Origin of the sequence: Exercitatus varius, from assembly GCF_029577735.1 — a bacterium.
Classification (GTDB): Bacteria; Pseudomonadota; Gammaproteobacteria; order Enterobacterales; family Pasteurellaceae; genus Exercitatus; species Exercitatus varius.
Map to the genome: position 1 here is coordinate 289,529 of NZ_JARQTO010000001.1, position 25,750 is coordinate 315,278.

The 25,750-nt window shown below is 44.9% G+C and carries 26 protein-coding genes; 16 read left to right on the top strand and 10 right to left on the bottom strand.

All coding sequences use genetic code 11. The features are described 5' to 3' along the window. From yfaE to nrdA, 5 genes are all read right to left on the bottom strand, one after another. A complete protein-coding gene (gene yfaE / locus P7M01_RS01375) occupies positions 1-258 on the bottom strand; it encodes a class I ribonucleotide reductase maintenance protein YfaE (RefSeq protein ID WP_317481959.1) in 258 nt (85 codons plus the stop codon). 62 nt (positions 259-320) lie between these two features. Next, positions 321-1,451 carry a class Ia ribonucleoside-diphosphate reductase subunit beta gene (gene nrdB / locus P7M01_RS01380; protein ID WP_202937474.1) on the bottom strand — a complete coding sequence of 377 codons (1,131 nt, stop codon included), beginning with the start codon at positions 1,449-1,451 and terminating at the stop codon, positions 321-323. 161 nt (positions 1,452-1,612) lie between these two features. Continuing rightward, positions 1,613-2,422, bottom strand: coding sequence for a tryptophan synthase subunit alpha (gene trpA / locus P7M01_RS01385; RefSeq protein ID WP_317477457.1), 810 nt, complete (start codon positions 2,420-2,422; stop codon positions 1,613-1,615). After that, the gene (gene trpB / locus P7M01_RS01390; RefSeq protein ID WP_317475348.1) at positions 2,422-3,618 is read right to left on the bottom strand and encodes a tryptophan synthase subunit beta; all 1,197 of its coding nucleotides are present in this window, start codon (positions 3,616-3,618) and stop codon (positions 2,422-2,424) included. The genes trpA and trpB overlap by 1 nt, the downstream gene beginning before the upstream one ends. A 151-nt stretch (positions 3,619-3,769) precedes the next feature. Further along, a complete protein-coding gene (gene nrdA, locus P7M01_RS01395) occupies positions 3,770-6,040 on the bottom strand; it encodes a class 1a ribonucleoside-diphosphate reductase subunit alpha (protein WP_317482814.1) in 2,271 nt (756 codons plus the stop codon). Between the two features lie 318 nt (positions 6,041-6,358). Between nrdA and cra the strand changes: the two genes are divergently transcribed. Further along, entirely contained in the window at positions 6,359-7,354 is a 996-nt protein-coding gene (gene cra / locus P7M01_RS01400; RefSeq protein WP_202937478.1) for a catabolite repressor/activator, read from the top strand. A 74-nt stretch (positions 7,355-7,428) separates the two neighbouring features. Here cra and rsmI read toward each other — a convergent pair whose 3' ends face one another. Beyond that, a complete protein-coding gene (gene rsmI, locus P7M01_RS01405; RefSeq protein ID WP_317482815.1) occupies positions 7,429-8,274 on the bottom strand; it encodes a 16S rRNA (cytidine(1402)-2'-O)-methyltransferase in 846 nt (281 codons plus the stop codon). Between the two features lie 77 nt (positions 8,275-8,351). Between rsmI and P7M01_RS01410 the strand changes: the two genes are divergently transcribed. The 6 genes from P7M01_RS01410 to yhbY all read left to right on the top strand — a co-directional run bounded on the left by P7M01_RS01410 (position 8,352) and on the right by yhbY (position 14,155). Beyond that, the gene (locus tag P7M01_RS01410; RefSeq protein ID WP_317475346.1) at positions 8,352-10,076 is read left to right on the top strand and encodes a penicillin-binding protein activator; all 1,725 of its coding nucleotides are present in this window, start codon (positions 8,352-8,354) and stop codon (positions 10,074-10,076) included. Between the two features lie 4 nt (positions 10,077-10,080). Beyond that, a complete protein-coding gene (locus P7M01_RS01415) occupies positions 10,081-10,440 on the top strand; it encodes a YraN family protein (protein WP_202937481.1) in 360 nt (119 codons plus the stop codon). Positions 10,441-10,444: 4 nt separating this feature from the next. Continuing rightward, a complete protein-coding gene (locus tag P7M01_RS01420; protein ID WP_317480209.1) occupies positions 10,445-11,029 on the top strand; it encodes a D-sedoheptulose-7-phosphate isomerase in 585 nt (194 codons plus the stop codon). 80 nt (positions 11,030-11,109) lie between these two features. Continuing rightward, on the top strand, positions 11,110-11,736 hold the full coding sequence (gene rlmE / locus P7M01_RS01425; RefSeq protein WP_317475344.1) for a 23S rRNA (uridine(2552)-2'-O)-methyltransferase RlmE: 627 nt from the start codon (positions 11,110-11,112) through the stop codon (positions 11,734-11,736). A gap of 91 nt (positions 11,737-11,827) precedes the next feature. Next, entirely contained in the window at positions 11,828-13,759 is a 1,932-nt protein-coding gene (gene ftsH, locus P7M01_RS01430; RefSeq protein ID WP_317482927.1) for an ATP-dependent zinc metalloprotease FtsH, read from the top strand. A 99-nt stretch (positions 13,760-13,858) separates the two neighbouring features. Further along, positions 13,859-14,155, top strand: a complete 297-nt coding sequence (gene yhbY / locus P7M01_RS01435) for a ribosome assembly RNA-binding protein YhbY (protein ID WP_202937484.1) — start codon at positions 13,859-13,861, stop codon at positions 14,153-14,155. A gap of 49 nt (positions 14,156-14,204) precedes the next feature. On the opposite strand, the gene greA is transcribed toward yhbY, so the two are convergent. Then, positions 14,205-14,681, bottom strand: a complete 477-nt coding sequence (greA, locus tag P7M01_RS01440) for a transcription elongation factor GreA (protein ID WP_202937485.1) — start codon at positions 14,679-14,681, stop codon at positions 14,205-14,207. A gap of 166 nt (positions 14,682-14,847) precedes the next feature. Here greA and dacB point away from each other — a divergent pair, with 166 nt between their 5' ends. Further along, positions 14,848-16,275 carry a serine-type D-Ala-D-Ala carboxypeptidase gene (dacB, locus tag P7M01_RS01445; RefSeq protein WP_317481013.1) on the top strand — a complete coding sequence of 476 codons (1,428 nt, stop codon included), beginning with the start codon at positions 14,848-14,850 and terminating at the stop codon, positions 16,273-16,275. Between the two features lie 81 nt (positions 16,276-16,356). Here dacB and P7M01_RS01450 read toward each other — a convergent pair whose 3' ends face one another. Both P7M01_RS01450 and P7M01_RS01455 read right to left on the bottom strand, forming a co-directional pair. Beyond that, on the bottom strand, positions 16,357-16,629 hold the full coding sequence (locus P7M01_RS01450) for a hypothetical protein (protein ID WP_317482816.1): 273 nt from the start codon (positions 16,627-16,629) through the stop codon (positions 16,357-16,359). Between the two features lie 95 nt (positions 16,630-16,724). Then, positions 16,725-17,633, bottom strand: coding sequence for a lysine exporter LysO family protein (locus tag P7M01_RS01455; RefSeq protein ID WP_317482817.1), 909 nt, complete (start codon positions 17,631-17,633; stop codon positions 16,725-16,727). Positions 17,634-17,688: 55 nt separating this feature from the next. Between P7M01_RS01455 and P7M01_RS01460 the strand changes: the two genes are divergently transcribed. The 8 genes from P7M01_RS01460 to cspD all read left to right on the top strand — a co-directional run bounded on the left by P7M01_RS01460 (position 17,689) and on the right by cspD (position 24,589). Next, positions 17,689-19,248 (top strand): DUF2813 domain-containing protein, encoded by a 1,560-nt coding sequence (locus tag P7M01_RS01460; protein WP_202937489.1) that lies wholly within the window; start codon positions 17,689-17,691, stop codon positions 19,246-19,248. Between the two features lie 73 nt (positions 19,249-19,321). Continuing rightward, complete coding sequence (gene dinB, locus P7M01_RS01465; RefSeq protein ID WP_317482818.1) at positions 19,322-20,398, top strand: DNA polymerase IV; 1,077 nt, start codon at positions 19,322-19,324, stop codon at positions 20,396-20,398. Positions 20,399-20,436: 38 nt separating this feature from the next. Beyond that, positions 20,437-21,006, top strand: coding sequence for an elongation factor P hydroxylase (locus tag P7M01_RS01470; RefSeq protein WP_317482819.1), 570 nt, complete (start codon positions 20,437-20,439; stop codon positions 21,004-21,006). A 45-nt stretch (positions 21,007-21,051) separates the two neighbouring features. Beyond that, positions 21,052-22,500 carry a YdgA family protein gene (locus tag P7M01_RS01475; RefSeq protein WP_317482820.1) on the top strand — a complete coding sequence of 483 codons (1,449 nt, stop codon included), beginning with the start codon at positions 21,052-21,054 and terminating at the stop codon, positions 22,498-22,500. A 284-nt stretch (positions 22,501-22,784) separates the two neighbouring features. Further along, positions 22,785-23,333: a translation initiation factor IF-3 gene (infC, locus tag P7M01_RS01480; RefSeq protein WP_317478254.1), complete on the top strand. Its 549-nt coding sequence runs from the start codon at positions 22,785-22,787 to the stop codon at positions 23,331-23,333. A 223-nt stretch (positions 23,334-23,556) separates the two neighbouring features. After that, on the top strand, positions 23,557-23,754 hold the full coding sequence (rpmI, locus tag P7M01_RS01485; RefSeq protein WP_005759171.1) for a 50S ribosomal protein L35: 198 nt from the start codon (positions 23,557-23,559) through the stop codon (positions 23,752-23,754). A gap of 79 nt (positions 23,755-23,833) precedes the next feature. Continuing rightward, positions 23,834-24,187 carry a 50S ribosomal protein L20 gene (rplT, locus tag P7M01_RS01490; protein ID WP_005596075.1) on the top strand — a complete coding sequence of 118 codons (354 nt, stop codon included), beginning with the start codon at positions 23,834-23,836 and terminating at the stop codon, positions 24,185-24,187. 192 nt (positions 24,188-24,379) lie between these two features. After that, on the top strand, positions 24,380-24,589 hold the full coding sequence (gene cspD / locus P7M01_RS01495; RefSeq protein ID WP_202937493.1) for a cold shock domain-containing protein CspD: 210 nt from the start codon (positions 24,380-24,382) through the stop codon (positions 24,587-24,589). Positions 24,590-24,791: 202 nt separating this feature from the next. On the opposite strand, the gene P7M01_RS01500 is transcribed toward cspD, so the two are convergent. Further along, on the bottom strand, positions 24,792-25,631 hold the full coding sequence (locus P7M01_RS01500) for an NAD(P)H-hydrate dehydratase (protein ID WP_317480201.1): 840 nt from the start codon (positions 25,629-25,631) through the stop codon (positions 24,792-24,794). Between the last annotated feature and the right edge of the window lie 119 nt (positions 25,632-25,750).

A 25,750-nucleotide genomic window follows, 5' to 3' on the forward strand; every position in this document is an offset into this window, starting at 1 on the left:
CTATAGCTCCAATTCCACATCGGATTCCAACTGACAGCAACAGAGCAAAATTTCATCCGAATTCACAAAGGCAAGGGGCGTTTCTTTATAAGATACCTTGCCTTTTTTAATTTTGGTGCGACAGGAACCGCAATAACCCGAACGGCATTGATATTCATGCCGCACATTGTTCGCTTCCAGGGTTTCAAGCAGGGAAGTGCGATTGGAATGCGCAAAGGTGAGATTCGTTTGCGTCAGATGAACGCTGTAGATTTTCATATGTTCTGAAAAACGACAAAGTGCGGTAAAAAAATTAAACGTTTTTTCACCGCACTTTTAAATTACAGATCGAAATCGCCGAAATCCTCGGTATCCACTTTTGAATCGATTTGTCCGACAAGATAAGAACTGACTTCCACTTCCTGCGGCGCCACCTGAACGTTGTCGGATACCAACCAGGCGTTAATCCACGGAATCGGGTTGGAACGCGCTTCAAACGGCAACGGGAGCCCCACCGCCTGCATACGAATGTTGGTGATGTATTCCACGTACTGCACCAAAATATCCTTATTTAACCCGATCATTGAGCCGTCTTTGAACAAATAATCCGCCCAGGCTTTTTCCTGTTCCGCCGCCGCAACGAACAAATCGTAGGCTTCCTGTTTGCATTCTTCCGCAATTTCCGCCATTTCCGGATCGTCCTGACCGGCCGCCATAATGTTCAAAATATGTTGTGTACCGGTTAAATGTAAGGCTTCGTCGCGAGCGATAAATTTAATGATTTTCGCGTTGCCTTCCATTAACTGGCGTTCGGCAAAGGCAAAAGAGCAGGCGAATGACACATAGAAGCGAATGGCTTCTAATGCGTTGACGCTCATTAAGCACAGGTATAACCGTTTTTTCAGATGGCGCAGGGTGACAACGCATTCTTTGCCGTCCACCTGATAAACGCCTTCGCCGTATAAACCGTAAAGCTGACTGTCGCGGATTAAATCGTCGTAATAAGCGGAAATGTCTTTCGCCCGTTTGATGATTTCTTTGTTGGTGACAATATCGTCAAAAACGATACTCGGATCATTCACAATGTTGCGGATAATGTGCGTGTAGGAGCGGCTGTGAATGGTTTCGCTGAATGTCCAGGTTTCGATCCAGGTTTCCAATTCGGGAATGGACACCAACGGCAGCAACGCCACGTTCGGACTACGTCCTTGAATGGAATCCAATAAGGTTTGATATTTTAAATTACTGATAAAAATATGTTTTTCATGTTCCGGTAAGGCGGCGTAGTCGATGCGATCCTGCGATACGTCCACTTCTTCCGGACGCCAAAAGAAGGACAGTTGTTTTTCAATCAGTTTTTCAAAGGTTTCGTATTTTTGTTGATCGTAGCGGGCGACGTTAACGTTTTGCCCGAAAAACATAGGTTCAAGAAGTTGATCGTTTTTATTTTGGGAGAAAGTTGTATATGCCATTGATTGCTACCTTAAATGGGAAAAAATTGTCCGAGTATTTTACTTGAGTTTTAATCAAATAGAAAGGCAAACAAACCGGAAAGCGACGAACAGATCAAAAAGGCGAACGGACAATCCGTTCGCCAAAAAACTATCGAAAATTTGACCGCACTTTTATGTCATCAGGCACGGGTCGCCGCTTTCATATCGCGCACAAATTGTGCCAGCTGTCGCAAACAGGCTTGATGATCATCCAGATTTCTTTCAATAATTTTCACCGTCGCAGAACCGGAAATCGCACCGGCTGCGCCCAATTTCAAGGCGTCTTTAACCTGTTCCGGTTTGGCGATACCGAATCCTTGCAGAATCGGCGCGGCCTGATGAGCTTTTAACTGTTCTACCAAACTGTCCAGATTCGCGGCGTGAGATTGATTTTCCGCGCTGGTTACGCCCGCACGGGAAACCAGATAGGTGTAACCTTCACTGCGTGCAGCCACGCCGGCGACGGTTTTTTCATCGGCATTCGGCGGACAGATGAAAACCGGTTGAATTCCGTGTTTTTGGGCGGCGGCAACATAATCTTCGCAGGCAAGCAGCGGAATATCCGCCACCAAGACGGCGTCTACCCCGACTTGCGAGCAAAGTTGATAGAATTCATCCAAAGTTTGCGCATAAATTAAGTTGGCGCAAAGTAATAAGCTGATAGGAATTTCCGGATATTTTTCCCGCACTTTGGCCAGTAATTGAAAACTTTGCGCCGTGCTGCAACCGGCTTGTAATGCGCGATTGTTGGCGGCCTGAATAACCGGACCGTCCAACAGCGGATCGGAAAACGGAAAACCCAGTTCAAGGGCGTCGGCGCCGTTATCCGCTAAGGTGCAGATGATGTCGAAAGAGCGGTCGAAATCAGGGTCGCAAAGGGTGACGAACGGTACGAAACCGCCTTCGTTTTTAGCTTCCAGCTGAGCAAATAAAGTATCGAAACGGGACATTACAGTTCTCCTTTGGCGCGTAAAATTTTATCGACGGTAAAAATATCTTTATCGCCGCGACCGGATAAATTCACCACCAGCAATTGTTCTTTTTCGGGATTCGCTTTAATCATTTTTAATGCCTGAGCCAGGGCGTGGGCGCTTTCCAACGCCGGAATAATGCCTTCGTGTTTGGCTAATTCCTGAAATGCGGCAAGGGCTTCATCGTCGGTAATACTTGGATACTCCGCCCGCCCGATGGCATTCAGGTAAGCATGTTGAGGGCCGACGGACGGAAAGTCCAATCCGGCGGAAATGCTGTAGGATTCTTCAATTTGCCCGTCGTCGGTTTGCATAATCGGGGATTTCATACCGAAATAAATCCCGGTTTTACCGTGTCCCAACGGCGCGCCGTGTTCACCGGTTTCAATGCCTTTGCCCGCCGGTTCTACACCGATTAGCCGTACGTTCGGTTCATCAATAAAATCCGTAAACATGCCGATGGCGTTTGAACCGCCGCCCACCGCGGCAATTACCGCATCGGGCAGGCGACCTTCGCTTTCCAGAATCTGGCGTTTGGTTTCTTCGCCAATCATTTTTTGAAATTCGCGCACAATGGTCGGGAAAGGGTGCGGACCTGCCGCCGTTCCCAGTAAATAGTGGGTGTTTTCGTAATTGGCGGACCAGTCGCGCATGGCTTCGCAGCAGGCGTCTTTCAATGAACAGGAACCTTTTTCCACCGGTACGACTTCCGCACCCATCAAACGCATACGAAAGACGTTCGGCGATTGGCGTTCCACATCTTTTGCGCCCATATACACGCGGCAAGGAATATCCAGCATCGCGCAGGCCAGGGCGGTTGCGACACCGTGCTGACCGGCGCCGGTTTCTGCGATAATGCGCGTTTTTCCCATACGTTTGGCCAGTAAAATTTGGCCCAGAACCTGATTAGTTTTATGCGCGCCGCCATGCAGTAAATCTTCCCGTTTCAGATAAAGTTTGGTTTTTGTGCCTTTGGTGAGATTGCGGCAAAGCGTTAATGCCGTTGGGCGCCCTGCATAGTTTTTGAGCAGGTTTTGAAATTCCTGTTGAAAATCCGGATCGTCTTTGGCCTCTACAAAGGCTTTTTCCAGCTGTTGCAGTACGGGAACCAGAATTTCGGGTACATACATTCCGCCGAATTCGCCGAAATAGGGATTTAAAATCGTGTCTGACATAATCAATCCTTTCGTAAATTATTTACGTCGCTATACTAGTTAACTAGTACAAAAAAGTAAAGGGGTTTTTTGAGGAAATTTGTATGAAATAAAAGTGCGGTCAAAATTCATGAAGTTTTTTGACCGCACTTAAAAGCGAAATTAAACGAAATCAGATTTTACAAGCGCCGCCGGCACAACCGTCATCCATATCTTCCTGCGCGTCTTCCGCGCCGTCGCGGGTATTTTGGTAATACAGGGTTTTCAAACCGTATTTGTAGGCGGTGAGTAAATCTTTCAGTAAGATTTTCATCGGCACTTTGCCGTCATCAAATCGTTGCGGATCATAATTGGTATTGGCGGAAATCGCTTGGTCGACGAATTTCTGCATGATTCCCACCAAATGCAAATAACCGTCCATGTTCGGCATGTCCCACAATAATTCGTAGTTTTCGCCGAGCGTTTCGTAATCCGGCACCACCTGTTTCAAAATGCCGTCTTTTGAGGCTTTGACGCTGATGTGTCCGCGCGGCGGCTCGATGCCGTTGGTGGCATTGGAAATTTGCGAAGAGGTTTCCGACGGCATTAACGCCGTTAGAGTTGAGTTGCGTAAACCGTATTTTTGAATATCCGCACGCAGGCTTTCCCAGTCGTAATGCAACGGTTCATTGGTTAAACCGTCCACGTCTTTTTTGTAAGTATCGATCGGCAGAATGCCTTGCGCATAACGGGTTTCGTGGAACAATTCGCATTTGCCCTGTTCTTTGGCTAGGTTCATGGAGGCTTTCAGCAAATAATATTGAATCGCTTCAAAGGTGCGATGGGTTAACGCATTCGCGCTGCCGTTGGAATAACGCACGTTATTTTTCGCCAAATAATAAGCGTAGTTAATTACCCCGATACCCAGAGAACGACGGCCTAAAGAACTGCGGCGAGCGGCGGCGACAGGGTAGTCTTGATAATCCAACAACGCGTCTAAAGCGCGAACGGCTAAATCGGCAAGGTTATCCAATTCGTCCAGATTTTCCAGTTTGCCTAAGTTAAAGGCGGAAAGCGTACATAACGCGATTTCTCCTTTTTCGTCGTTAATATTTTGTAACGGTTTTGTCGGCAATGCGATTTCCAGGCATAAATTGGACTGGCGTACCGGTGCAACCGTCGGATCAAACGGCGAATGGGTGTTGGTGTGATCTACGTTGTGAATGTAAATACGACCGGTTGAAGCGCGTTCCTGCATCAATAAAGAAAACAGCTCAATGGCTTTTACACTGCGTTTGCGAATTGCAGGATCCTGTTCGTATTGAACGTAAAGCCGTTCGAATTTTTCTTGATCGGCAAAAAAGGCTTCGTAAAGTCCCGGAACATCGGAAGGGCTGAACAGCGTAATGTCACCGCCTTTAATCAGGCGTTGGTACATTAGTTTGTTAAGTTGAACGCCGTAATCCATGTGACGAACACGGTTGTCTTCCACACCGCGGTTATTTTTCAGGACTAGTAGACTTTCCACTTCCAAATGCCAAATCGGGTAGTAAACCGTCGCCGCGCCACCGCGAACGCCGCCCTGAGAACAGGATTTTACGGCGGTTTGGAAATATTTGTAGAATGGAATGCAACCGGTATGGAAGGCTTCGCCGTTACGGATCGGGCTGCCCAGCGCGCGGATTTGCCCCGCGTTAATGCCGATGCCGGCCCGTTGAGAAACGTATTTTACGATAGCGGATGCGGTGGCATTGATGGAATCCAAACTGTCGCCGCATTCGATTAATACGCATGAACTGAACTGGCGTGTCGGCGTACGCACACCCGCCATAATCGGTGTCGGCAATGAAATTTTAAATGTGGATGTAGCGTCATAAAAGCGACGCACATAATCCAAACGGGTTGCTTTCGGATATTGGGAAAACAGGCTTGCCGCCACAAGTATGTATAAAAATTGTGCGGATTCATAAATTTCGCCGGTCACACGGTTTTGTACCAGATATTTTCCTTCCAATTGTTTTGTGGCGGCATAAGAGAAATTCATATCGCGCCAGTGATCCAGGAAATCATTCATTTGATCCCATTCTTCGCGGCTGTAATCGGTGAGCAACGCTTGATCGTATTTGCCCATTTCCACCAGCTTTTTAACGTGATCATACAAATGCGGCGGTTCAAACTGACCGAATGCTTTTTTACGCAAATGAAAAACGGAAAGGCGCGCAGCTAAATATTGATAATCCGGCGCGTCTTTACTGATTAAATCGGCGGCGGATTTAATGATGGTTTCATGAATGTCGGCGGTACGGATACCTTCATAAAATTGGATGTGCGAACGTAATTCCACTTGAGAAACCGATACGTTATGCAAACCTTCGGCAGCCCAAGTAATAACGCGATGAAGTTTATCCAAATCTAAAGGTTCTTGTTTACCGTTGCGCTTGGTGACCATCAATGTTTTATTCATAAAAATTACCTGCTAAACACAATATATAGATTAATTTTGAAATTGCGCTACAAGATAGTGGGTTAGGCGATAAATTTCAAGCGGTAAATTTTCGTATGAAATATTGACAGAAAATAACTTGTTATCAGTAAAGGAAAAATATTTTTTATTCATTATCTTTTTATAAAACGCAAAAGTGCGGTCAAAAAATGACATGTTTTTTGGTGCGAACCAAATTTTTTTGCGATCAAGATCAAAGTTTTAATACTCGATTCAGCATTTTAAAAAAGGGGGTGTTATACTCGAACAGGTTTTGGGTCTAATATTTAAGGATTGAATATGAAGTTAGATGAATTAGCGAAATTGGCGGGCGTTTCCCGCACAACCGCCAGTTATGTGGTGAACGGAAAAGCGAAACAATATCGGGTAAGCGAAAAAACCATTGAACGTGTGCAGGCGTTAGTTAAAAAATATGACTTTAAACCTAATCCGATGGCGGCGGGATTACGTGCCGGACGGACAAATACGATCGGTTTGATTATTCCTGATTTTGAAAATATCAGCTACGCAAAAATTGCTAATTGTCTGGAAACGCGTTATCGCGAACAAGGGTATCAACTTCTTATGACTTGTTCAAATGATAAACCGGAAAACGAAATGCAATGCGCCAAGCAGCTTTTCATTCGACAGGTCGATGCGTTAATTGTGTCTACCAGTTTGCCTTCGGATTCGGATTTTTATCAGAAAACCGACGTGCCGGTGATTGGTTTTGATCGTCAGATTAATGCGGAAAATGTTGCTAATATTCATGCCGATGACGTACAGGACGCCAAGCGACTGGCGCTGGATTTTTTGAACCGGCAAGCCTATGGCCGCATTCTGTTTTTAGGGGCGTTACCGGAATTGTCGATGAGCCGGGAACGGGAACAAGGATTCTGCGAAGCGTTAAAAGAAAAAAATATTTCCATGAATTCGGTGGATTTCGTTTATGCGGCGGCATTTAATAAAACGGAATCCGCCGCGGCGTTTAAAGATTTTTTAGCCCAACACGACTTGCCGGATGCTATTTTCACTACATCGCTCACTCTGTTGCAAGGAGTTCTTGCTTCATTTGTTAATTCGCATCGTGCCATTCCTGAGCAATTGGTGATTGCGACTTTTGGTGAAAGTGAAATTTTAGGATTATTACGTAATCCGGTGATTGCCAGTGTGCAAAATTATGAAGCTATTGTGGATTCGTTACTTGCGTTGACGTTGAAGAAATTGCAGGAAAATAAAAGAACGCTTCCTTCGACAGATTCTTTGCGACGGGCATTGCATTATTATCATTGGTAGAATCAGCGGCGTATGGACAAATTATTAATTTAATCGGCGTATCTCACGACACGCCGTCGATTTTAAGTACGGAACTAACCGAAATGTTCCAATCCGTACTGATATAAAGCATTTTTCTTGTAACCGTATAGTTCCGCTACAATTGCCGCCGCTTTTTTTAGCGGTAATTCCCGGCTGATTAACTGCAGCGCTTTCAATGCCTGCCCGTCGAATTCAATATTTTCCGATTTTGGTTTTCCCTCGATAATCAGTACCATTTCGCCTTTGGTTCGATTGGGATCTTCACTTAGCCATTGACGTAACCGACTTATTATGTCTCCGGAAATAGTTTCCCAGGTTTTCGTAATTTCACGCGCCAATACGGCATAACGTTCCCCGCCGAATACAAATTCTACGTCTTCTAACGTTTCTAAAATGCGATGTGTGCTTTCATAGAAAATCAAGGTTCGGGATTCTTCCGCCAGGTTTTGTAGTTTATCTCGGCGCGCTTTCGATTTTGCCGGTAAAAAACCTTCAAAACAAAAACGATCCGAAGCAATGCCTGACGCGCATAATGCCGTAATTGCCGCGCAGGCGCCGGGTAACGGTACGACCCGGATACCGGCCTGCCGACATTGACGCACCACATGAAATCCGGGATCGCTGATTAACGGCGTGCCTGCGTCTGAAATCAAGGCAATGTGAACTCCTTGCTGTAATTTTTCCACCAATAACGCCGCTTTTTGTTGTTCGTTATGATCGTGTAAGGCAAAAAACGGTTTTTTTATACCGTAATGACTTAATAATAAACCGCTGTGGCGCGTATCTTCCGCCGCAATTAGGTCCACTTGGGCAAAAACGTCCAGTGCGCGCCGGGTAATATCTTGTAAATTCCCGATAGGGGTGGCGACAATATATAAAATCCCTGATGAATTATGCATTTTCTCTCTTCTTTTATTTGATTTTAATCGGTGGGCGAAGTAAGATCCGAGTAATTTTTACGACTGACGGAGTTATTATGTCTATTCTATTACAAGGCGCGAAATTTAAGAAACGTTTAATGCCGCTTTTATTTCCGATGATGCTGGCCGGCTGTACAAATTTCTTCGGTAGCAGCTTTACTAACGTTTTAAAAAACGACGCCAATGCCAGTTCCGATTTTTATATGAATAAAATCGAACAAACTCAGGAAATTGAAGACAAACAGACTTATACATTGTTAGCCGCCCGCGTCATGGTGACTGAAAATAAGGTACCTCAGGCCGAAGCGTTATTGGCCGAGTTAAAAGATTTGACACCGGAACAACAGCTGGATAAATCAATTGTTGAGGCCCATATTTCAGCGATTAAAAATAAAAATTCACTTGCCGCCGAGCAGTTGAAAGCCATTGATTTGACCAAGCTTAGTGCGTCACAAAAATCCCGTTATTATGAAGTGGCGGCGCGCATAGCGGAAAATAAACGTGAAATTATTGAAGCCGTAAAAGCCCGTATTCAGAAAGATTACAATTTAACCGACGTTCAAAGAAAACAGGAAAATATTGACCGCACTTGGGCGTTATTGCGTTCCGCCAATAAAGGTACGATTAACAATACGTCCGCCGAGGGTAACGTAGCGTTAGCGGGTTGGTTGGCTTTAGCAAAAGCATATAACGATAACATGAGTCAACCGGCGCAATTAAACAAAGCTTTAGAAGACTGGAAAGCGTCTTATCCGAATCATAGCGCCGCTTATATGTTGCCGACCGAACTTAGAAGCGTATCGAATTTCCAACAAACTCAATTAAACAAAGTAACTTTATTGTTGCCGTTAAGCGGTGACGCCAGTTTAATTGGTAGTACGGTTAAAGCCGGGTTTGACGATTCGCGCGGCGCTGATACCAGCATGCAGGTAGAGACTATCGATACTATCGCAACACCGATACAGGATGCCTTGTCTCAAGCTAAACAAGGAGGCTCGTCCGCAATCGTCGGTCCGTTATTAAAACCTAATGTGGATGCGGTTATTAACAATGCTAGTGCGGTGCAAGGTATGGACGTATTGGCATTAAATTCGACTCATAACAGCCGTGCGATTAACCAAATGTGCTATTACGGTTTATCACCGGAAGACGAAGCGGAATCCGCAGCGGATAAAATGTGGAACGATAATATTCGCGAACCGTTAGTGCTGGTTCCTCAGTCTGATCTGGGACAGCGTACGGCTTCCGCCTTTAATGTACGCTGGCAACAACTTGCTGCGACGGATGCCAATATCGTGTTCTTCAGATCAACCGATGACGTTTCCGTTGCTTTACAAAGTGGGGCGGCTCAAGCGGCAAAAGCCGTATATGTGGTCGCTACAGACAGTGAATTGGTGGACATTAAATCAACCATTGATAATGCCAACAAAGGTTTGCAGATTTATGCCAGCTCGCGTAGCAATACATCCAACAGTACGCCGGAATATCGTTTACAAATGAACGGTGTGAAATTTAGCGACATTCCGTTCTTTAAAGAATCGGATTCAAGTCAATATCAAAAAATCTTACAAGCCACCAATGGTGATTATAGTCTGATGCGTTTGTATGCAATGGGTGCGGATGCTTGGTTGTTAATCAACAAATTCAATGAATTACGTCAAGTTCCGGGGTATTCCGTCAGCGGTTTAACCGGTACCTTGAGTGCAGGCCCGAACTGCAATATCGAACGTAGCATGACGTGGTATCAATACCAGGATGGCAACGTTGTACCGTTAAATTAATCAGATGTTTAAAACTACCCGTGAAAAAGGGGCGAGCTTTGAGCAACAAGCTCGCCTTTTTTTAGAACAACAAGGTTTGCGTTTTATTGCTGCCAATCAGCATTTTAAATGTGGTGAATTAGATCTTATTATGGCTGACGGCGAAACCTATGTCTTTGTGGAAGTCCGTCAGCGTAAAAGCGCATTATTCGGTTCCGCCGTGGAAAGCGTGGATTGGCGCAAACAGCAAAAATGGTTAGATGCCGCCAGTATGTGGTTGGCTCAATTGAATTTGAGTCTGGAAGATGCCGATTGTCGTTTCGATTTGGTTGCTTTCGGTCGCACTGTCGCCGATATTGAATGGATTCCCAATTTTTTAGATTAATATCATGTTAGAAAAAATTAAGGCGTTGTACGCCGATAGTATTCAAACGCAAATTTCCGCCTCTGACGCTTTACCGGTTTCAATTCAAAAAGCCGTCAATTTACTGGTTTCTTCTTTATTGCGCGGGAATAAAATTATTGTGTGCGGGCACGGACGATCTTATGCCAATGCGCAGCTCTTAGTCGCCAATCTGCTTAATCGTTATGAAATGGAGCGCCCGAGTTTTCCTTCGGTATTATTGAGTTTGGATAGTGCGGTCGGTTCCGCTATCGTTTTGGATAACCAGCTTACCACTCTTTATCAGCGTCAATTTAATGCCGTAGCCCAACAAGGCGATGTGCTGATTGTGCTTTCACCTGAGGGCAATGAAGACGTTATTTTAGATGTGATGGATTGTGCCTCGACCAAAGATGTGGCAATCATCGCGCTAACCGGTATGAATAACGGTTATTTTCAGGGATTGTTAAGCGAAAACGATGTGGAAATTCAAGTACCGGCACAAAAAGAAAGCCGGATTCTGGAAAGTCATCTTTTCATTATTAATGCGTTATGCGAGTTAATTGATTATTCATTATTTAATCAAAATTAACTAAAAATTGACCGCACTTGAAATTTGGGGTATTCATCCCTATTTAGCAACTAATCATTTTAAAATTTGCAGATTACTTTATGGGAAGAAAACGTTCGGCGAGTTCGAGCCGTTGGTTAAACGAACATTTTAAAGATCCTTTTGTCCAAAAAGCGCATAAACAAAAACTGCGTTCACGAGCTTACTTTAAACTGGATGAAATTCAACATACGGATCGTTTGTTCAAACCGGGGATGACGGTGGTCGATCTTGGCGCCGCACCGGGTGGCTGGTCGCAATATGCCGTTACTCAAATAGGTTCAAAAGGAAAGATTATTGCCTGCGATATTTTAGAAATGGATCCGATTGTGGGCGTGGATTTTCTGCAAGGTGATTTCCGCGATGAAAACGTGCTTGCCGCTTTGCTGGAACGTGTTGGTGAAGCAAAAGTCGATGTCGTGATGTCAGACATGGCCCCAAACTTCAGCGGCATGCCTTCGGTAGATATTCCGCGAGCTATGTATTTAGTCGAATTGGCTTTGGATATGTGTAAACAGGTTCTCGCCGATAACGGCAGTTTTGTGGTAAAAGTCTTTCAGGGGGAAGGATTTGATGAATATTTGCGTGAAATCCGCTCTCTGTTTAAAGTTGTAAAAGTGCGGAAACCGGAAGCGTCCCGCGGACGTTCCCGAGAAGTCTATATAGTGGCAACAGGTTATAAATATTAATTATTACATTGATTATTTTATTCCTTGCCTAAATTCGTGTAAGCTATTAACAAATTTTTAACTAACTATATGGGGTAAAACCTTGAACGATATGGTCAAAAACCTTGTCCTGTGGGTTGTTGTCGCCGTGATTATGATGACAGCATACCAAGGATTTAACTCGGATTCGAGTAATCGGATTGATTACACGACATTTATGACGGATGTGGAAAACCAGCAGGTTGCCCAAACTAAATTTAATGAAATCGGTGAAATTTTTGTTACCAAAAAAGACGGTTCCAAATATACCACCGTATTACCGACACCGTTAGAAGATCGCCAATTGCTCAACGACTTATTAAAACAAAAAGTAAAAGTAGACGGTGCATTACCTGAACAACGCGGTTTCTTGTCACAGTTGTTTATTTCCTGGTTCCCGATGTTGTTCCTTGTCGGGGTATGGTTCTTCTTTATGCGTCAAATGCAGGGCGGTGGCGGCAAAGCAATGAGCTTTGGGAAAAGCCGTGCAAAAATGTTAACCAAGGACCAAATTAAAGTTACTTTTGCTGATGTTGCCGGTTGCGATGAAGCAAAAGAGGAAGTAGGCGAAATTGTTGAATTTTTACGGGATCCGGGTAAATTTCAGAAATTGGGCGGTAAAATTCCGAAAGGTATTTTAATGGTCGGTCCTCCGGGAACGGGTAAAACCTTAATTGCCAAAGCGATTGCCGGTGAAGCTAAAGTGCCGTTTTTCACGATTTCCGGTTCGGATTTTGTTGAAATGTTCGTCGGTGTAGGGGCTTCCCGTGTACGCGATATGTTCGAACAGGCCAAGAAAAATGCACCTTGTTTAATTTTTATCGATGAAATCGATGCCGTCGGTCGTCAACGGGGAGCCGGTTTAGGCGGCGGACATGATGAGCGCGAACAAACTTTAAACCAAATGCTGGTTGAAATGGACGGTTTTGAAGGTAAAGAAGGCGTTATTGTGATTGCGGCGACCAACCGTCCGGACGTTTTGGATCCCGCATTAACGCGCCCGGGGCGTTTCGACCGTCAGGTGACCGTGGGTTTACCGGATGTACGCGGCCGCGAACAAATTTTAAAAGTACACATGCGTAAAGTACCGATTGGCGATGATGTCGATGCTATGACATTAGCGCGCGGCACGCCGGGTTATTCCGGTGCGGATTTGGCGAACCTGGTGAACGAAGCCGCATTATTTGCGGCACGTACAAATAAACGTGTCGTTACCATGCTGGAATTTGAAAAAGCCAAAGATAAAATCAACATGGGACCTGAACGTCGTTCAATGATTATGACGGACAAGCAAAAAGAAAGTACGGCGTATCATGAAGCGGGCCACGCTATTGTAGGTTATCTCGTACCGGAACATGATCCGGTGCATAAAGTCACGATTATTCCGCGCGGACGAGCTTTAGGCGTAACTTTCTTTTTACCGGAAGGTGATCAAATCAGTATCAGCCAAAAGCAACTGGAAAGTAAGCTTTCGACTTTGTATGCGGGTCGCCTGGCGGAAGAATTAATTTACGGTGAAGAAAATATTTCCACCGGTGCGTCAAATGACATTAAAGTGGCAACCAATATCGCACGTAATATGGTGACTCAGTGGGGCTTCTCCGACAAGCTTGGTCCGATTCTTTATGCCGAAGATGAAGGCGAAGTGTTTTTAGGTCGTTCCATGGCAAAAGCCAAACACATGTCCGATGAAACCGCGCATGTGATTGACGAAGAAGTCCGCGCCGTGGTGACGCGCAACTATGAACGCGCAAGACAGCTGTTAATTGATAATATGGATATTCTTCATGCGATGAAAGATGCGCTGGTGAAGTATGAAACCATCGAAGAAGATCAGATTAAACAATTAATGAACCGTAAACCGGTTACGCCGCCAGAGGGTTGGAACGAATCTTCTCGCAATCCTCACGTGACCGAAGCGGAAACGGAAGATCATAATGCTGAAAGTGCGGTCAAAAAAAGCGATGAATTTGAGAATTCGGATTCAGACAACAAATCGGCATAAATAAGAAACGACAGGATAAATCAGAAAGGGAGTGAAAGCTCCCTTCTTTTTCGCTATAATCACGCCGATTTTATAATTGAAAAGAATTTAGGATTATTTATGATATTAACAACCAAACAAAAACAATACCTGAAAGGCTTGGCGCATCATTTGAATCCGGTCGTCATGCTGGGCGGAAACGGGTTAACGGAAGGAGTGTTGGCGGAAATCGACAATGCGTTAAATCACCACGAATTAATTAAAGTGAAAGTGGCGGGCGCGGATCGCGATACAAAACAGTTGATTATTAATGCGATTGTACGTGAGACTCATGCGGCAGAGGTGCAAACTATCGGGCATGTTCTGGTGCTTTATCGTCCGAGTGATGAACCTAAAATTCTATTGCCTCGTAAATAATTCAATTCATATAAATCAAAACGGCGAGTATTTTTACTCGCCGTTTTGATTAAATATAATTCACCTCAATAATATCGAATTCTACCGTACCGCCCGGGGTTACAATGTTCACCGTATCGTCCACCTCCTTTCCGACCAAACCGCGTGCAATGGGGGAATTCACCGAAATTAAACCGGCTTTGATATCGGCTTCATCATCGCCGACGATTCGGTAAGTTACTTCCTCATCCGTATCCACATTCACTAATACTACGGTGGAACCGAAAATGACTTTGCCGTTATTGGGTATTTTGGTGACATCGATAATTTGACTGTTTGACAGTTTACTTTCGATTTCCTGAATACGACCTTCACAAAAACCTTGTTGTTCGCGAGCGGCGTGGTATTCGGCATTTTCTTTTAAATCGCCGTGTTCGCGGGCCTCGGCGATAGCTTTAATAATTTCAGGACGACGAGTATTCTTCAAAAAGTTCAATTCTTCACGTAATTGTTCCGCACCGCGGACAGTCATGGGAATTTGTTTCATTGCGATTTCTTTCCTTTTTAAGGTAAAACAAAACCACGACATTGCATGACAATGCCGCAGTAGATCAAAATAATAAGATGAAATTGAGAAAATTTATTTACTCAATTTGATTCGGGGTCTATTATTGTTCGCCTGAAAAAAAATAGCAACAGTCTCCTTTTTGAATATGTTTGGTTTTACAAAAAAATTTCTTATTTCAACACTCTTTTTTATCGGTACGGCCTCAGCCCAAGTGGATGTGCAAGCGTTAAGCAAGGAACTGCCGCAAGGCGCCAGTTTAGGATTTGTGGCCAAGAATCTGCACAGCGGCGAAATTATTGCGGATTACAACGCATCGACCTTCATGTTGCCCGCAAGCACTCAAAAAACCTTCACCGCATTGGCGGCGAAACTGGTTTTGGGCGACCAATTCCAATTCACCACCAGTTTACTTAGCAACAGCGAAGTTCAAAACGGTGCTTTGACAGGCGATTTAATTGTGAAATTTACCGGTGATCCGGATTTAACCACAGGGCAACTTTACAATCTATTAGCTCGACTGAAAAAACACAATATCGATAAAATTAATGGCGATTTGATTTTGGATACTTCGGTATTTGCCAGCCACGATCGCGGTTCCGGTTGGATCTGGAACGATTTGGTCATGTGTTTTAATTCTCCGCCTGCCGCTGCAAATTTGGATAACAACTGCTTTTATGTGGATTTAGATGCGAATCAGCCTGTAGGTGAGAATGTCAAATTCAATGTACCATCTCAATATCCGATTCAAGTATTCGGACAGGTTAAAGTGGTCAATGCCAACGAAGCGCCTTATTGCCAGCTGGACGCTGTCGTACATGATAATAACCGTTATCAGATAAAAGGCTGTATTGCCCGCCAAAGTAAACCGTTCGGGCTGAGTTTTGCGGTGCAAGATCCGGATGCTTACGCCGCCGCAATCGTGCAACGTCAATTGAAACAACTCGGTATTCAGTTTTCCGGACAGGTAAAAATACCGCACCAGCCGCAAACCGGTACGATTTTGGCGCAACATCTGTCTAAACCTTTACCGGATTTGTTGAAAAAAATGATGAAGAAATCCGATAACCAAATTGCGGATGCGTTATTTCGTACCGCAGCGTATGAAACTTTTAAACGTCCGGCCTCTTTCCAATTAGGCGCCATGGCGTTGAAACGCGTGTTATCCGGTCAGGCAGGTATTAATTTCGGTCATTCCATTGTGGCGGACGGTTCCGGTTTATCCCGTCACAATCTGATTGATCCCAATACGATGCTGCAGGCTTTAGAATATATGGCAAAAAACGAGGATAAGTTGCATTTGCTGGAAACGTTTCCTATTGCCGGCGTAGACGGAACAATCAGCGGGCGCGGCGGTCTCATTCAGGCGCCGTTAGTCAAAAACGTGCTGGCGAAAACCGGTTCGTTGAAAGGCGTGTATAATCTGGCGGGATTTATGACCAATGCACGGGGTGAGAAAATTGCTTTTGTTCAGTTTATTAACGGTTATTCTACCGGCGAATTGGAAAATAAAACCAAACGCGCACCACTCGTCAGTTTTGAGAACAAACTTTACAACGCGCTTTACGCCGAATAACCGATAACGCTGAAATAGCGGCGTCACCGATAAAAGTGCGGTCGATTTTGACCGCATTTTTTTATTGTTTATTTATCTGGGTCAACGGTAATAGATATCCCGACGTTCCCGTTCTTCCCGATCGGAGCGACGTTCGGCTTTATGCACTTGCTCATTTGCCCGACGTCTTGCCTCCGCGGCGCGTCGTTCCGGGCCGTAGTAATCTCTGCGGGAATCTCTGTCTCGCGGATCATAATCTCTGTCATAACGCGCCCGTTCATGATATCCGTCACCATAATAACCGCCGTCTATGATACAGGCGGTTAACGACAAGGTTAAAACCGAAAGTGCGGTCAAAAAAAGTAATTTTTTCATAATGTTACCCCTGAAATAAAAATCATGTAGGCGAAAAACTTTCCTCCTACGTTGCTATTAGACTAAAAAGAATTTAAAAAATTCTGAAGCGGTTTTTATAACGGAATAGCAGTGAAAAATACCAATAAAATCGGCGGCGCAATATTGGTGACGAAACCAAAACTAATGGCCAACGGCACCACCTCTAATCCGCCCGAACGCTGAATGACGGGCAGAGTACAATCTAACGCGGTTGCGCCCGCCAACCCCACTGCGGTAGAACGGTAATGATACATAAAAAAAGGAATCATAAAGAGGCTGAAAATTTCCCGGCTGAGATCGTTAAAAAAAGCGATACTGCCGAAAATCGGCCCCCAAGCATCGTTGATCACTACGCTCGACAAGGAATACCAGCCTAAGCCCGAGGAAATGGCCAGTCCCTGCGTAATTGGCAGTTGCAACCAGAATGCGGCGATCACACCGCCGCATAAAGACGTGGCAATCATAATGACGCCGGTGTAAATGCCTCGTTTATTGAACAGCACTTCCTTTAATGAAATTCCGTTATTGCGTAATTGAATGCCGACGAAAAAAATGAGCAATACGAGCACATAAGTGCCGGCTCCTAAGGGCAGGACAAAAACGGTTTTCCCAAAAAATCCCGTTATAAAACCGATGATCACCATGGCGCATAGTTTGGCGCTGTCCATCAGTAATTTCCAACGGGGCGGCAAGTTGCCGCCTAAACGTTTTAACGGTGCGGGCCGGCATTTATCGTAAGCGATTAACCCGATAATATTACAAAGCATAATATTGAACGAAAAGACTAATGCCGACCAACCGATAACGGGCAGTTTTTGCATCACGTCATCCAGCTGGCCGAGGGATACCCCCATTACAAACAGAATAATATAGAGTAAAATCATGACGAGACGATTTATCGTTTGCAAAAACGGTCTGTTGTCGGATTTTATCAAATAACCTAAAATCATCGGCACAAGCACGATCAATAAACCTTCAAACATGGCGGAATTCCCTGTGAATTACGTTCGGAAAAGAAGGTAGTATAGCAGGAAAATTATGTATTTACGTCAATGTGATCTCGTTGGTTTCCGAGGCATTAACCGACTTTCCATTCATCTGCGCCCGCACATGGTTCTCATCGGGGAAAACGCTTGGGGGAAATCCAGTTTATTAGCGGCATTAAGCTTAATTTTGAACAATAAAAATCAGCTTTACCGCTTCACGCCGGAAGATTTTCATCACGAAGAAAATACGCCTGCCATCACACTTTTATTTACTTTCAGCGAGCGGGACATTAAAGAAAATACGGATGATAAAAATCATTTGTTTCAAAAGGTTTTTGTTCCTCATGAAGACGGATTCGATCGTATTTATTTTCGGGTGGCGGGCGAAATGGTGCAAAATCAAGTGATCACCACCTATTCTTTTTTAGATGAAAGCGGCGAACCGATTTCTCTTAACAATGCGGAAGAAGTGGCGTTATCTCTGATTTGCCGCCATCCGATTTATCGTTTTCGAGACGCCCGTTTAAATCCGACGCGGAATCTGTTGAATCCGCAAACTATGCGGGCAAGATATGAATCGGAAGATCTTCAGTTCCAGGCGGTGGGATTGGTGTTGCAACATTATTTTATGTCTTCGTGTCAAAACGATGCATTGGCGCAAAAAATGTTGTTGGAACCGACCGCACTTTGGGACGAATTAAAACTGTTGTGTCAGCGGTTAAAACAGGATGAAACCCGGGAGTTACGCACTCGCCTGGTGGAGTTTCTGCAAACCCTGTTTGTCGGCGAAAAGCCGGTGCAAATGAGTAAACATCATCGTCCGGTGTTATTGTTTGAAGATCCCGAAGCCCGTTTGCATCCGCGTATGATCGCCATTTTATGGGAATTAATGCAATATTTGCCGATTCAACGCATCACCACTACCAATTCGGTAGAGCTGGTCTCGCAGGCGGAATTACAGAATATTTGCCGCCTGGTGCGTTATACGGATCGCACCAAATCTTATCAGTTGTACCGCCACGATTTGGGTAAAGAAGATTTGCGCCGGTTAACTTTTCATATTCACCATAACCGTAGCCTGGCGTTGTTTTCGCGCACCTGGATTTTAGTGGAAGGGGAAACGGAAGTGTGGATTCTGACGGAATTGGCTAAATTGCTGGACATCAATTTGAGTATGGAAGGTATCCGCATTGTAGAATTCGCTCAGTCGGGATTACGCCCGCTGATCAAGTACGCCAAAGCCATGGGTATCGAATGGTATGTGCTGACGGACGGCGACGATGCGGGGCGAAAATATAGCGAAGTCGCCCACAGTTTGTTGGAAGAAGATGAAATGACCTCGCAGCGCATCACCACGTTGCCTAAACTGGATATCGAGCATTTCTTTTACACCGAAGGGTTTGAAAACGTGTTTATCCGATTGGCCCGTTGGGAACAGCAAGGGCGTTATCTGCCGATGCGGAAAATTATTCAGCGCGCCATTCAGCGCACATCCAAACCGGATCTCGCCATTGCCTTATCGGCGGAAATAGAGAAGCGCGGCAGCCAGTCTGTTCCGTTATTATTCAAACGGTTATTTTCCAAAGTGCTGAATTTAACGCGAACGCAATAATTATTTGTTCATTTATACAGTTTATTATGCTAAAGTGCGGTCAAAAATCTTAACGTTTTTTGACCGCACTTTTATGTTTAACTCATCGTTTCAGCGCAAAATTATTCACATTGATATGGACTGTTTTTATGCCGCCGTGGAAATGCGGGAAGAGCCGTCCTTAATCGGCAAACCCGTTGCCGTCGGCGGCCACAGCCGTCAACGGGGCGTATTAACGACCTGCAATTACGAAGCCAGAAAATTCGGTTGCCGCAGCGCCATGCCCACCGCACAGGCGATAAAACTGTGCCCGAATTTGATTGTGCTGCCCGTGCGCATGGCGTTGTATAAACAAGTATCACAGCAAATTCACCAAATTTTTCATCGTTATACCGAAATTATCGAACCGCTTTCCCTGGACGAAGCTTACCTGGATGTTACGGATTGCGAAAAATGTTCGGGTTCCGCCACCTGGATTGCACGGGAAATCCGTCAGGCGATTTTTGATGAATTACATCTGACGGCCTCCGCGGGTATTGCTCCGTTGAAATTTCTGGCAAAAATTGCCTCCGATCAGAACAAACCTAACGGACAGTTTGTGATTAAGCCGGAAAACGTGGCGGAATTTATCCGCACTTTGCCGTTGTCTAAAATCCCCGGCGTGGGAAAGGTGACATCGGAGCTGTTGTCGGAAATGGGATTACAAACCTGTGAAGATGTTCAGCGCGCCGGCTTGCCGATTTTATTAAATCGCTTCGGAAAAATAGGAAAACGGATTTGGGATTTCAGCCGCGGTATTGACGATCGAGAGATTCAATCTCATCGCGAGCGAAAATCCGTGGGCGTGGAAAGAACCCTGTCACAAAATATTTTTACGCCGGAGCAAGGGCTGGCGATCCTTGATAGTCTCTATCCCGAGCTCATGCGGCGCATGTTGCGGGCGAAGCCGGATATTCCTTTATCGCGTTACCGAAAAATGGGAGTGAAACTGAAATTTGACGATTTTCAGGTCACCACGTTGGAGAAAAGTGCGGTGGAATTTCGGCAAGAAACTTTTGTCGATTTATTAAGCCGAATATGGCTGCGCAGTCAAGGACGAAGCGTTCGATTGGTCGGATTACATGTCACTGTCCCCGAAGAGGGGAAGAGCGGACAAATGAGTTTATGGTAGAATGCCGGCAAAATCAGTTGCCATCATGGAGCGAAATTATGCAACAGAATTCGGAAACCCATACGCTGGACGATATTATTGCGATTTTTAACGGTTGCTTTGAAAAGGAATTTAATACCAAACTGGTAAAAGGCGGCGATGAACCGATTTATATTCCAGCGGAACATAAAACTCCGGGTTATGATGTGTTGCCTTATCATGCCATTTATTTTGCCCGCGGCTTTTATAGCAGTGCCTTGCATGAGATTTCTCACTGGCTGGTGGCCGGTACGGAACGCCGTAAATTAGAGGATTTCGGCTATTGGTACGAACCGGACGGGCGCTCGCCGGAACGGCAGCGGGAATTTGAAAAAGTGGAAGTCAAACCGCAGGCTATCGAATGGATATTGGCAACCGCCGCCAATTTCCGTTATTTCGCCAGTGCGGATAATTTGAACGGCAACCCCGGCGATATTGCGCCTTTCAAACAAGCGGTTTATGCCCAGGTTAAAACCTACGCGGAAAAAGGGCTGCCGCAACGGGCGGAAAAATTGCGTCGTGCATTGAGCGAATTTTATGGCACGGAAGACGGCATTAATTTAGCGAAATTCGACATCTCCCGCATTTAGCTCACGACTATAAATTCAACGGAAAAATCAGGATTGAAAAAGCATATGAAAAAATTAACATTGGCGCTGTCGGCAGTAATTGCTTTGACTGCAATTTGGACGGGCGGCGCCTGGTACACCGGAAAAGTTGCCGAAGCGGAATTTCAATCTCAAGTGCAGCGGGCGAATACGGAAATCGCTAAAGCACTGTCGGCAAATGATGTGCGGATTCAGGTGAAAATGGATAATGTTCGTTTTCAGCGCGGCTGGTTTGTTTCCGAAGTCAGTTACGATACGGTGGTCGAGTTGCCAGACGAAAAAGTATCGGTGCCGTTTAACGGCGCGCTTTACCACGGTCCGTTGCCGTTAAATCAAATTAAACGGTTCGATTTTGCACCGGCAATTTTTTCGGCGGAACTGGAAATCGCCCGCAATGACGTAACCAAAGATTGGTTTGCCTCCGAACAATCACCGCTCAAGAATGCCTTTACGCTCAGCTACGGGCAGCGTTTAAAAGGAAAAACCGAGGCCAATCTGCGTGACGCTAAACTGGGAGAAGGCGAATATTTCACCTTGAATTTATCCGGTCGATATGAACTGGATAAAAACGGTAATAACAGCAAGGCTAATATTGAGGTTAAAGAATTTACCCGAAAAGGTATCAAGCCTAACGCCACGCCGGAAGAAGTGGCGGAATACGTAATTCAGCTGAAAAATGCAGAGTTGGCGGTGGAAACCGGGGAGCGTTCCGCGGAGTTGCCGAATGTGTTCGATTTGAATTACCAATTCAAGGCGGACGAAATCCATCTGTCGGGACAAACGCAGCAGGGTGAAGGCGTGCCGATCACCGTTAAAAATGCAAAATTCGATTTTTTTGCGAAAGTGAAGGATTCCGTGGTGGATTATCGCATCGACAATAATGCGGATTCTTTGCATTATGACGAAATTAATCTGGGGAAATTAATCAATCATTGGGAATTCAATCATCTTGATGCGAAAGCCATGAATACGCTTATCAGCGAAGCGCAAGCCTATCCGGACAAAACCTTATCGCCGGCGGCGGAGACGGCTTTATCCACCATAATCAAACATCAGCCGCAGTTGAAAATCGATCCGATGTTGCTGATACGCGAACAAGGCAATTTGGGAATGAAAGCGAATGTAGCGTTGGCGGAAATTGATTTGGCGCATTTGTCGCAAAGTAATGTGCTTGCCGTTTTTAGTGCGTTGAACTGGACGGTTGAGGTAAACAAAGCGGCGTTGAAAGATTTATTATCCGCTGTCGCGCAGAAAAAAGATCAGCTGCCGAAAAACGAGGCGGATAAGCAAGCGGACGCCTTGCTGAGCGATTTCATCATGCAGGCGAAAAATAATAATTTCCTGACGGAAGATGAAACCTCGCTGAAACTGGTGTTGAATCTGGAAAAAGACGGATTGCATTTTAACGGCACGAAATTATCGGAAAAAGAAGTGCAAATGCTTTTATTTGCATTGATGATGAATTTGGAACAGTAATCGCGCATGCGAGTAGCCTGTTTATGGGTAAAGTGCGGTCAAAAAAACTCAAGGATTTTTGACCGCACTTTTCATTTTCGGCATTCGATGAAAGTTTGAAAAGTACGCCTGAAATTCGCGTAAGGTGAAAAAACATAATATGTAAGTCCGCCGCACAGTTACATATCTTTTCGCTTGCATGATTTATGTAAATACTATAATATTCGTCCGATTTTGCTTGTATCGAACAAGCCGCAAAGACTTCTGCTTAGCAGATAAATACGGTAAAACTTACTAGAAGGAATATGGCTATTAAACCTGTAAAACGTGTTCAGACAAATCGCGCTCATCGTCTTAATGATGAAATTCGCGGCGTAAAAGAGGTTCGCCTAACGGATGAAAATGGTGAACAAATTGGTATCGTGTCAATTCAAGACGCGTTGAATCGCGCGGAAGAAGCTGAGTTAGACTTAGTGGAAATCAGTCCGAATGCCGAACCGCCGGTCTGCCGTATTATGAACTATGGTAAGTTTATTTACGAAAAAGAAAAAGCCGCAAAAGAGCAGAAGAAAAAACAAAAAGTCGTGCAAGTGAAGGAAATTAAATTCCGCCCGGGCACGGATGAAGGCGATTACCAGGTCAAACTTCGCAGTATTTTCCGTTTCCTGGAAGACGGCGATAAGGTTAAAATCACGGTGCGTTTCCGTGGTCGCGAAATGGCACATCAGGATATCGGTTTAGACGTGTTGGAACGCGTAAAACAGGATACGGCTGAAATCGCTATGGTTGAATCCGCACCGGGCAAATTGGAAGGTCGCCAAGCCGTTATGGTTATTGCACCGAAGAAAAAATAAGATTTCCTTGCATAAAACGGGCGAATTCTGTAAAATTCGTCCGTTTTTTCATATCGGAAAAACAAAGTGATCAACAGGCCCAATTTCGCAGCCTGATTCGCTTTTACGGCATTTATGCCAACATGAGAGATGAGCAGCGCTTCAAAGTAAAAGTGCGGTCAAAAATCACCGCGTTTTTCGCCTGATTATCAAGTTTTCACAAACAATGCGGAGTTTTTAAACAATGCCTAAAATTAAAACTGTACGTGGCGCCGCTAAGCGTTTCAAAAAAACAGCTTCCGGCGGTTTCAAACGTAAACAATCTCACTTACGTCATATTCTGACTAAGAAAACCACTAAACGTAAACGTCACTTACGTCATAAATCCATGGTTGCAAAAGCGGATAACGTTTTAGTCGTTGCTTGCTTGCCATACGTATAAACCTTAGCGGTTTATCGAAGTTTAAGCCGACGTACGTCAAGTGAATTTTAGTTATTAATAGATAGTAGGAGATTAAATAATGGCTCGTGTAAAACGTGGTGTTATTGCAAGAGCACGCCATAAGAAAGTTCTTAAGGCTGCTAAAGGTTATTATGGTGCACGTTCACGCGTTTATCGCGTTGCGTTCCAGGCGGTGATTAAAGCCGGTCAATATGCTTATCGCGACCGTCGTCAACGTAAACGTCAATTCCGTCAATTATGGATTGCGCGTATCAACGCTGCGGCACGTCAAAACGGTTTGTCTTACAGCAAATTCATCAACGGCTTGAAAAAAGCGTCTGTTGAAATCGACCGTAAGATTCTTGCTGACATCGCTGTATTCGATAAAGTTGCATTTGCAGCTTTAGTTGAAAAAGCAAAATCTGCTCTTTAATTGTTAAAGAATAGAGAAATTAGGACGCTAAAAAGCGTCCTTTTTTATGCGGAACACATAATTTTTGTGATCTACTTTGCATTTTTAACCTTTGCCGATTGCCAAAGCAAGCGAAATCTTAGATGATTGAACCGACATGAAGAACAAGGCGAAAGCCTTGCAGTGTTGTAATTAGACCAAGAGAGGTATCGTATGGAAATTGGTGTGGTTAAATGGTTTAATAATGCGAAAGGTTTCGGCTTTATTAATGCGGAAGGTAGCGATGAGGACATTTTCGCCCATTTTTCCGTGATAGAAATGGATGGCTATCGTTCTTTAAAAGCGGGGCAAAAAGTAAATTTTGAGGTGATTCGAGGCGATAAAGGTTCACATGCGACTAAAATTATTCCTATTGTCGAATAATTAATAACTTCGCCCCAATGAATTAAAAGTTCGTTTAATCAGAAAAATATCAAAGTGCGGTGGATTTTCGGCATGTTTTTTTAGTGAGGGTGGCAGGGCACAGAAAAATGGTATGGCAGATAAAATAGTTGTTAATTTGCCGGAAACCGTGCTTGCCGCACTCAAAAAACTGTTAAAAACCAGCGTACTTTTGTTTTCTGATTCATTCTTCCGGCGCAATCATTTCTTTCATTTCCGTCTGAATACGGCTGATAATATCAGTGGGAAGTACGACATGGCGACTTTCGGCCAAACCTTGGGCGATATGGCTGTGCAGGTAAACGGCACTGCAAACGGCTTGTCGGTAATGGTGCGGGAACTGTGCGATGAATCCCGCCAGCATGCCGGCCAAAGTGTCGCCCATACCGCCGGTTGCCATGGCGGGCGTGCCGACGTTAATGCGTTGAGGTTCGCTGCCGGCAAGATAAAGTTCGGTGCCGTGTTTTTTCAGGACAACATCAATCCCCAGTCGCTTGACGGCGGTTTGATTGCTAATTTCCGTTTGTTGCAAAGGCGCCAGGCCGGATAATCGTTCCCACTCTTTTTGATGCGGTGTCGCCAATGTTTTCAGTGCAGTCGGTGATTGAGGATTTCGGGCGAAAAGCGTGATGGCGTCGCCGTCTAAAATCAATTTCTGATGATCGGCAATATTAATCAAAACGGTTTGCAACAGTCGGACCGATATTGTTTCCAGCCCCAATCCGCAGCCAATCAGAATGACATCCGCACCTTTGATTTTACTTATCAGCAAATCGTTATTTTCCCAGTTCAGCACCATGGCTTCAGGCAGCCGGCAGTGGAGAGCTGTGTGGTTGACTTCATCTGTCGCCACCGTAGTCAACCCGGCGCCGGAACAAACCGCCGCCTGAGCCGCCAGCATAATCGCTCCGCCCATATTGCGATTACCGCCGATTAACAGCAGGCGGCCGTAGTCGCCTTTATGCGAGATCGCTTTGCGTGGCGGAAGCCGGTGGGCGAGCTCGTTAAATGTCAGCATTTTCATTATTTTTTCCTTACGAAAAGTGTTGAACGAGGGAAGCGGACGATTATCTTTTTCATCAATAAATTTCTGATATTTCAATCGATTACATTTGCAGCAAGACAACTTTTCAACGACCGCGA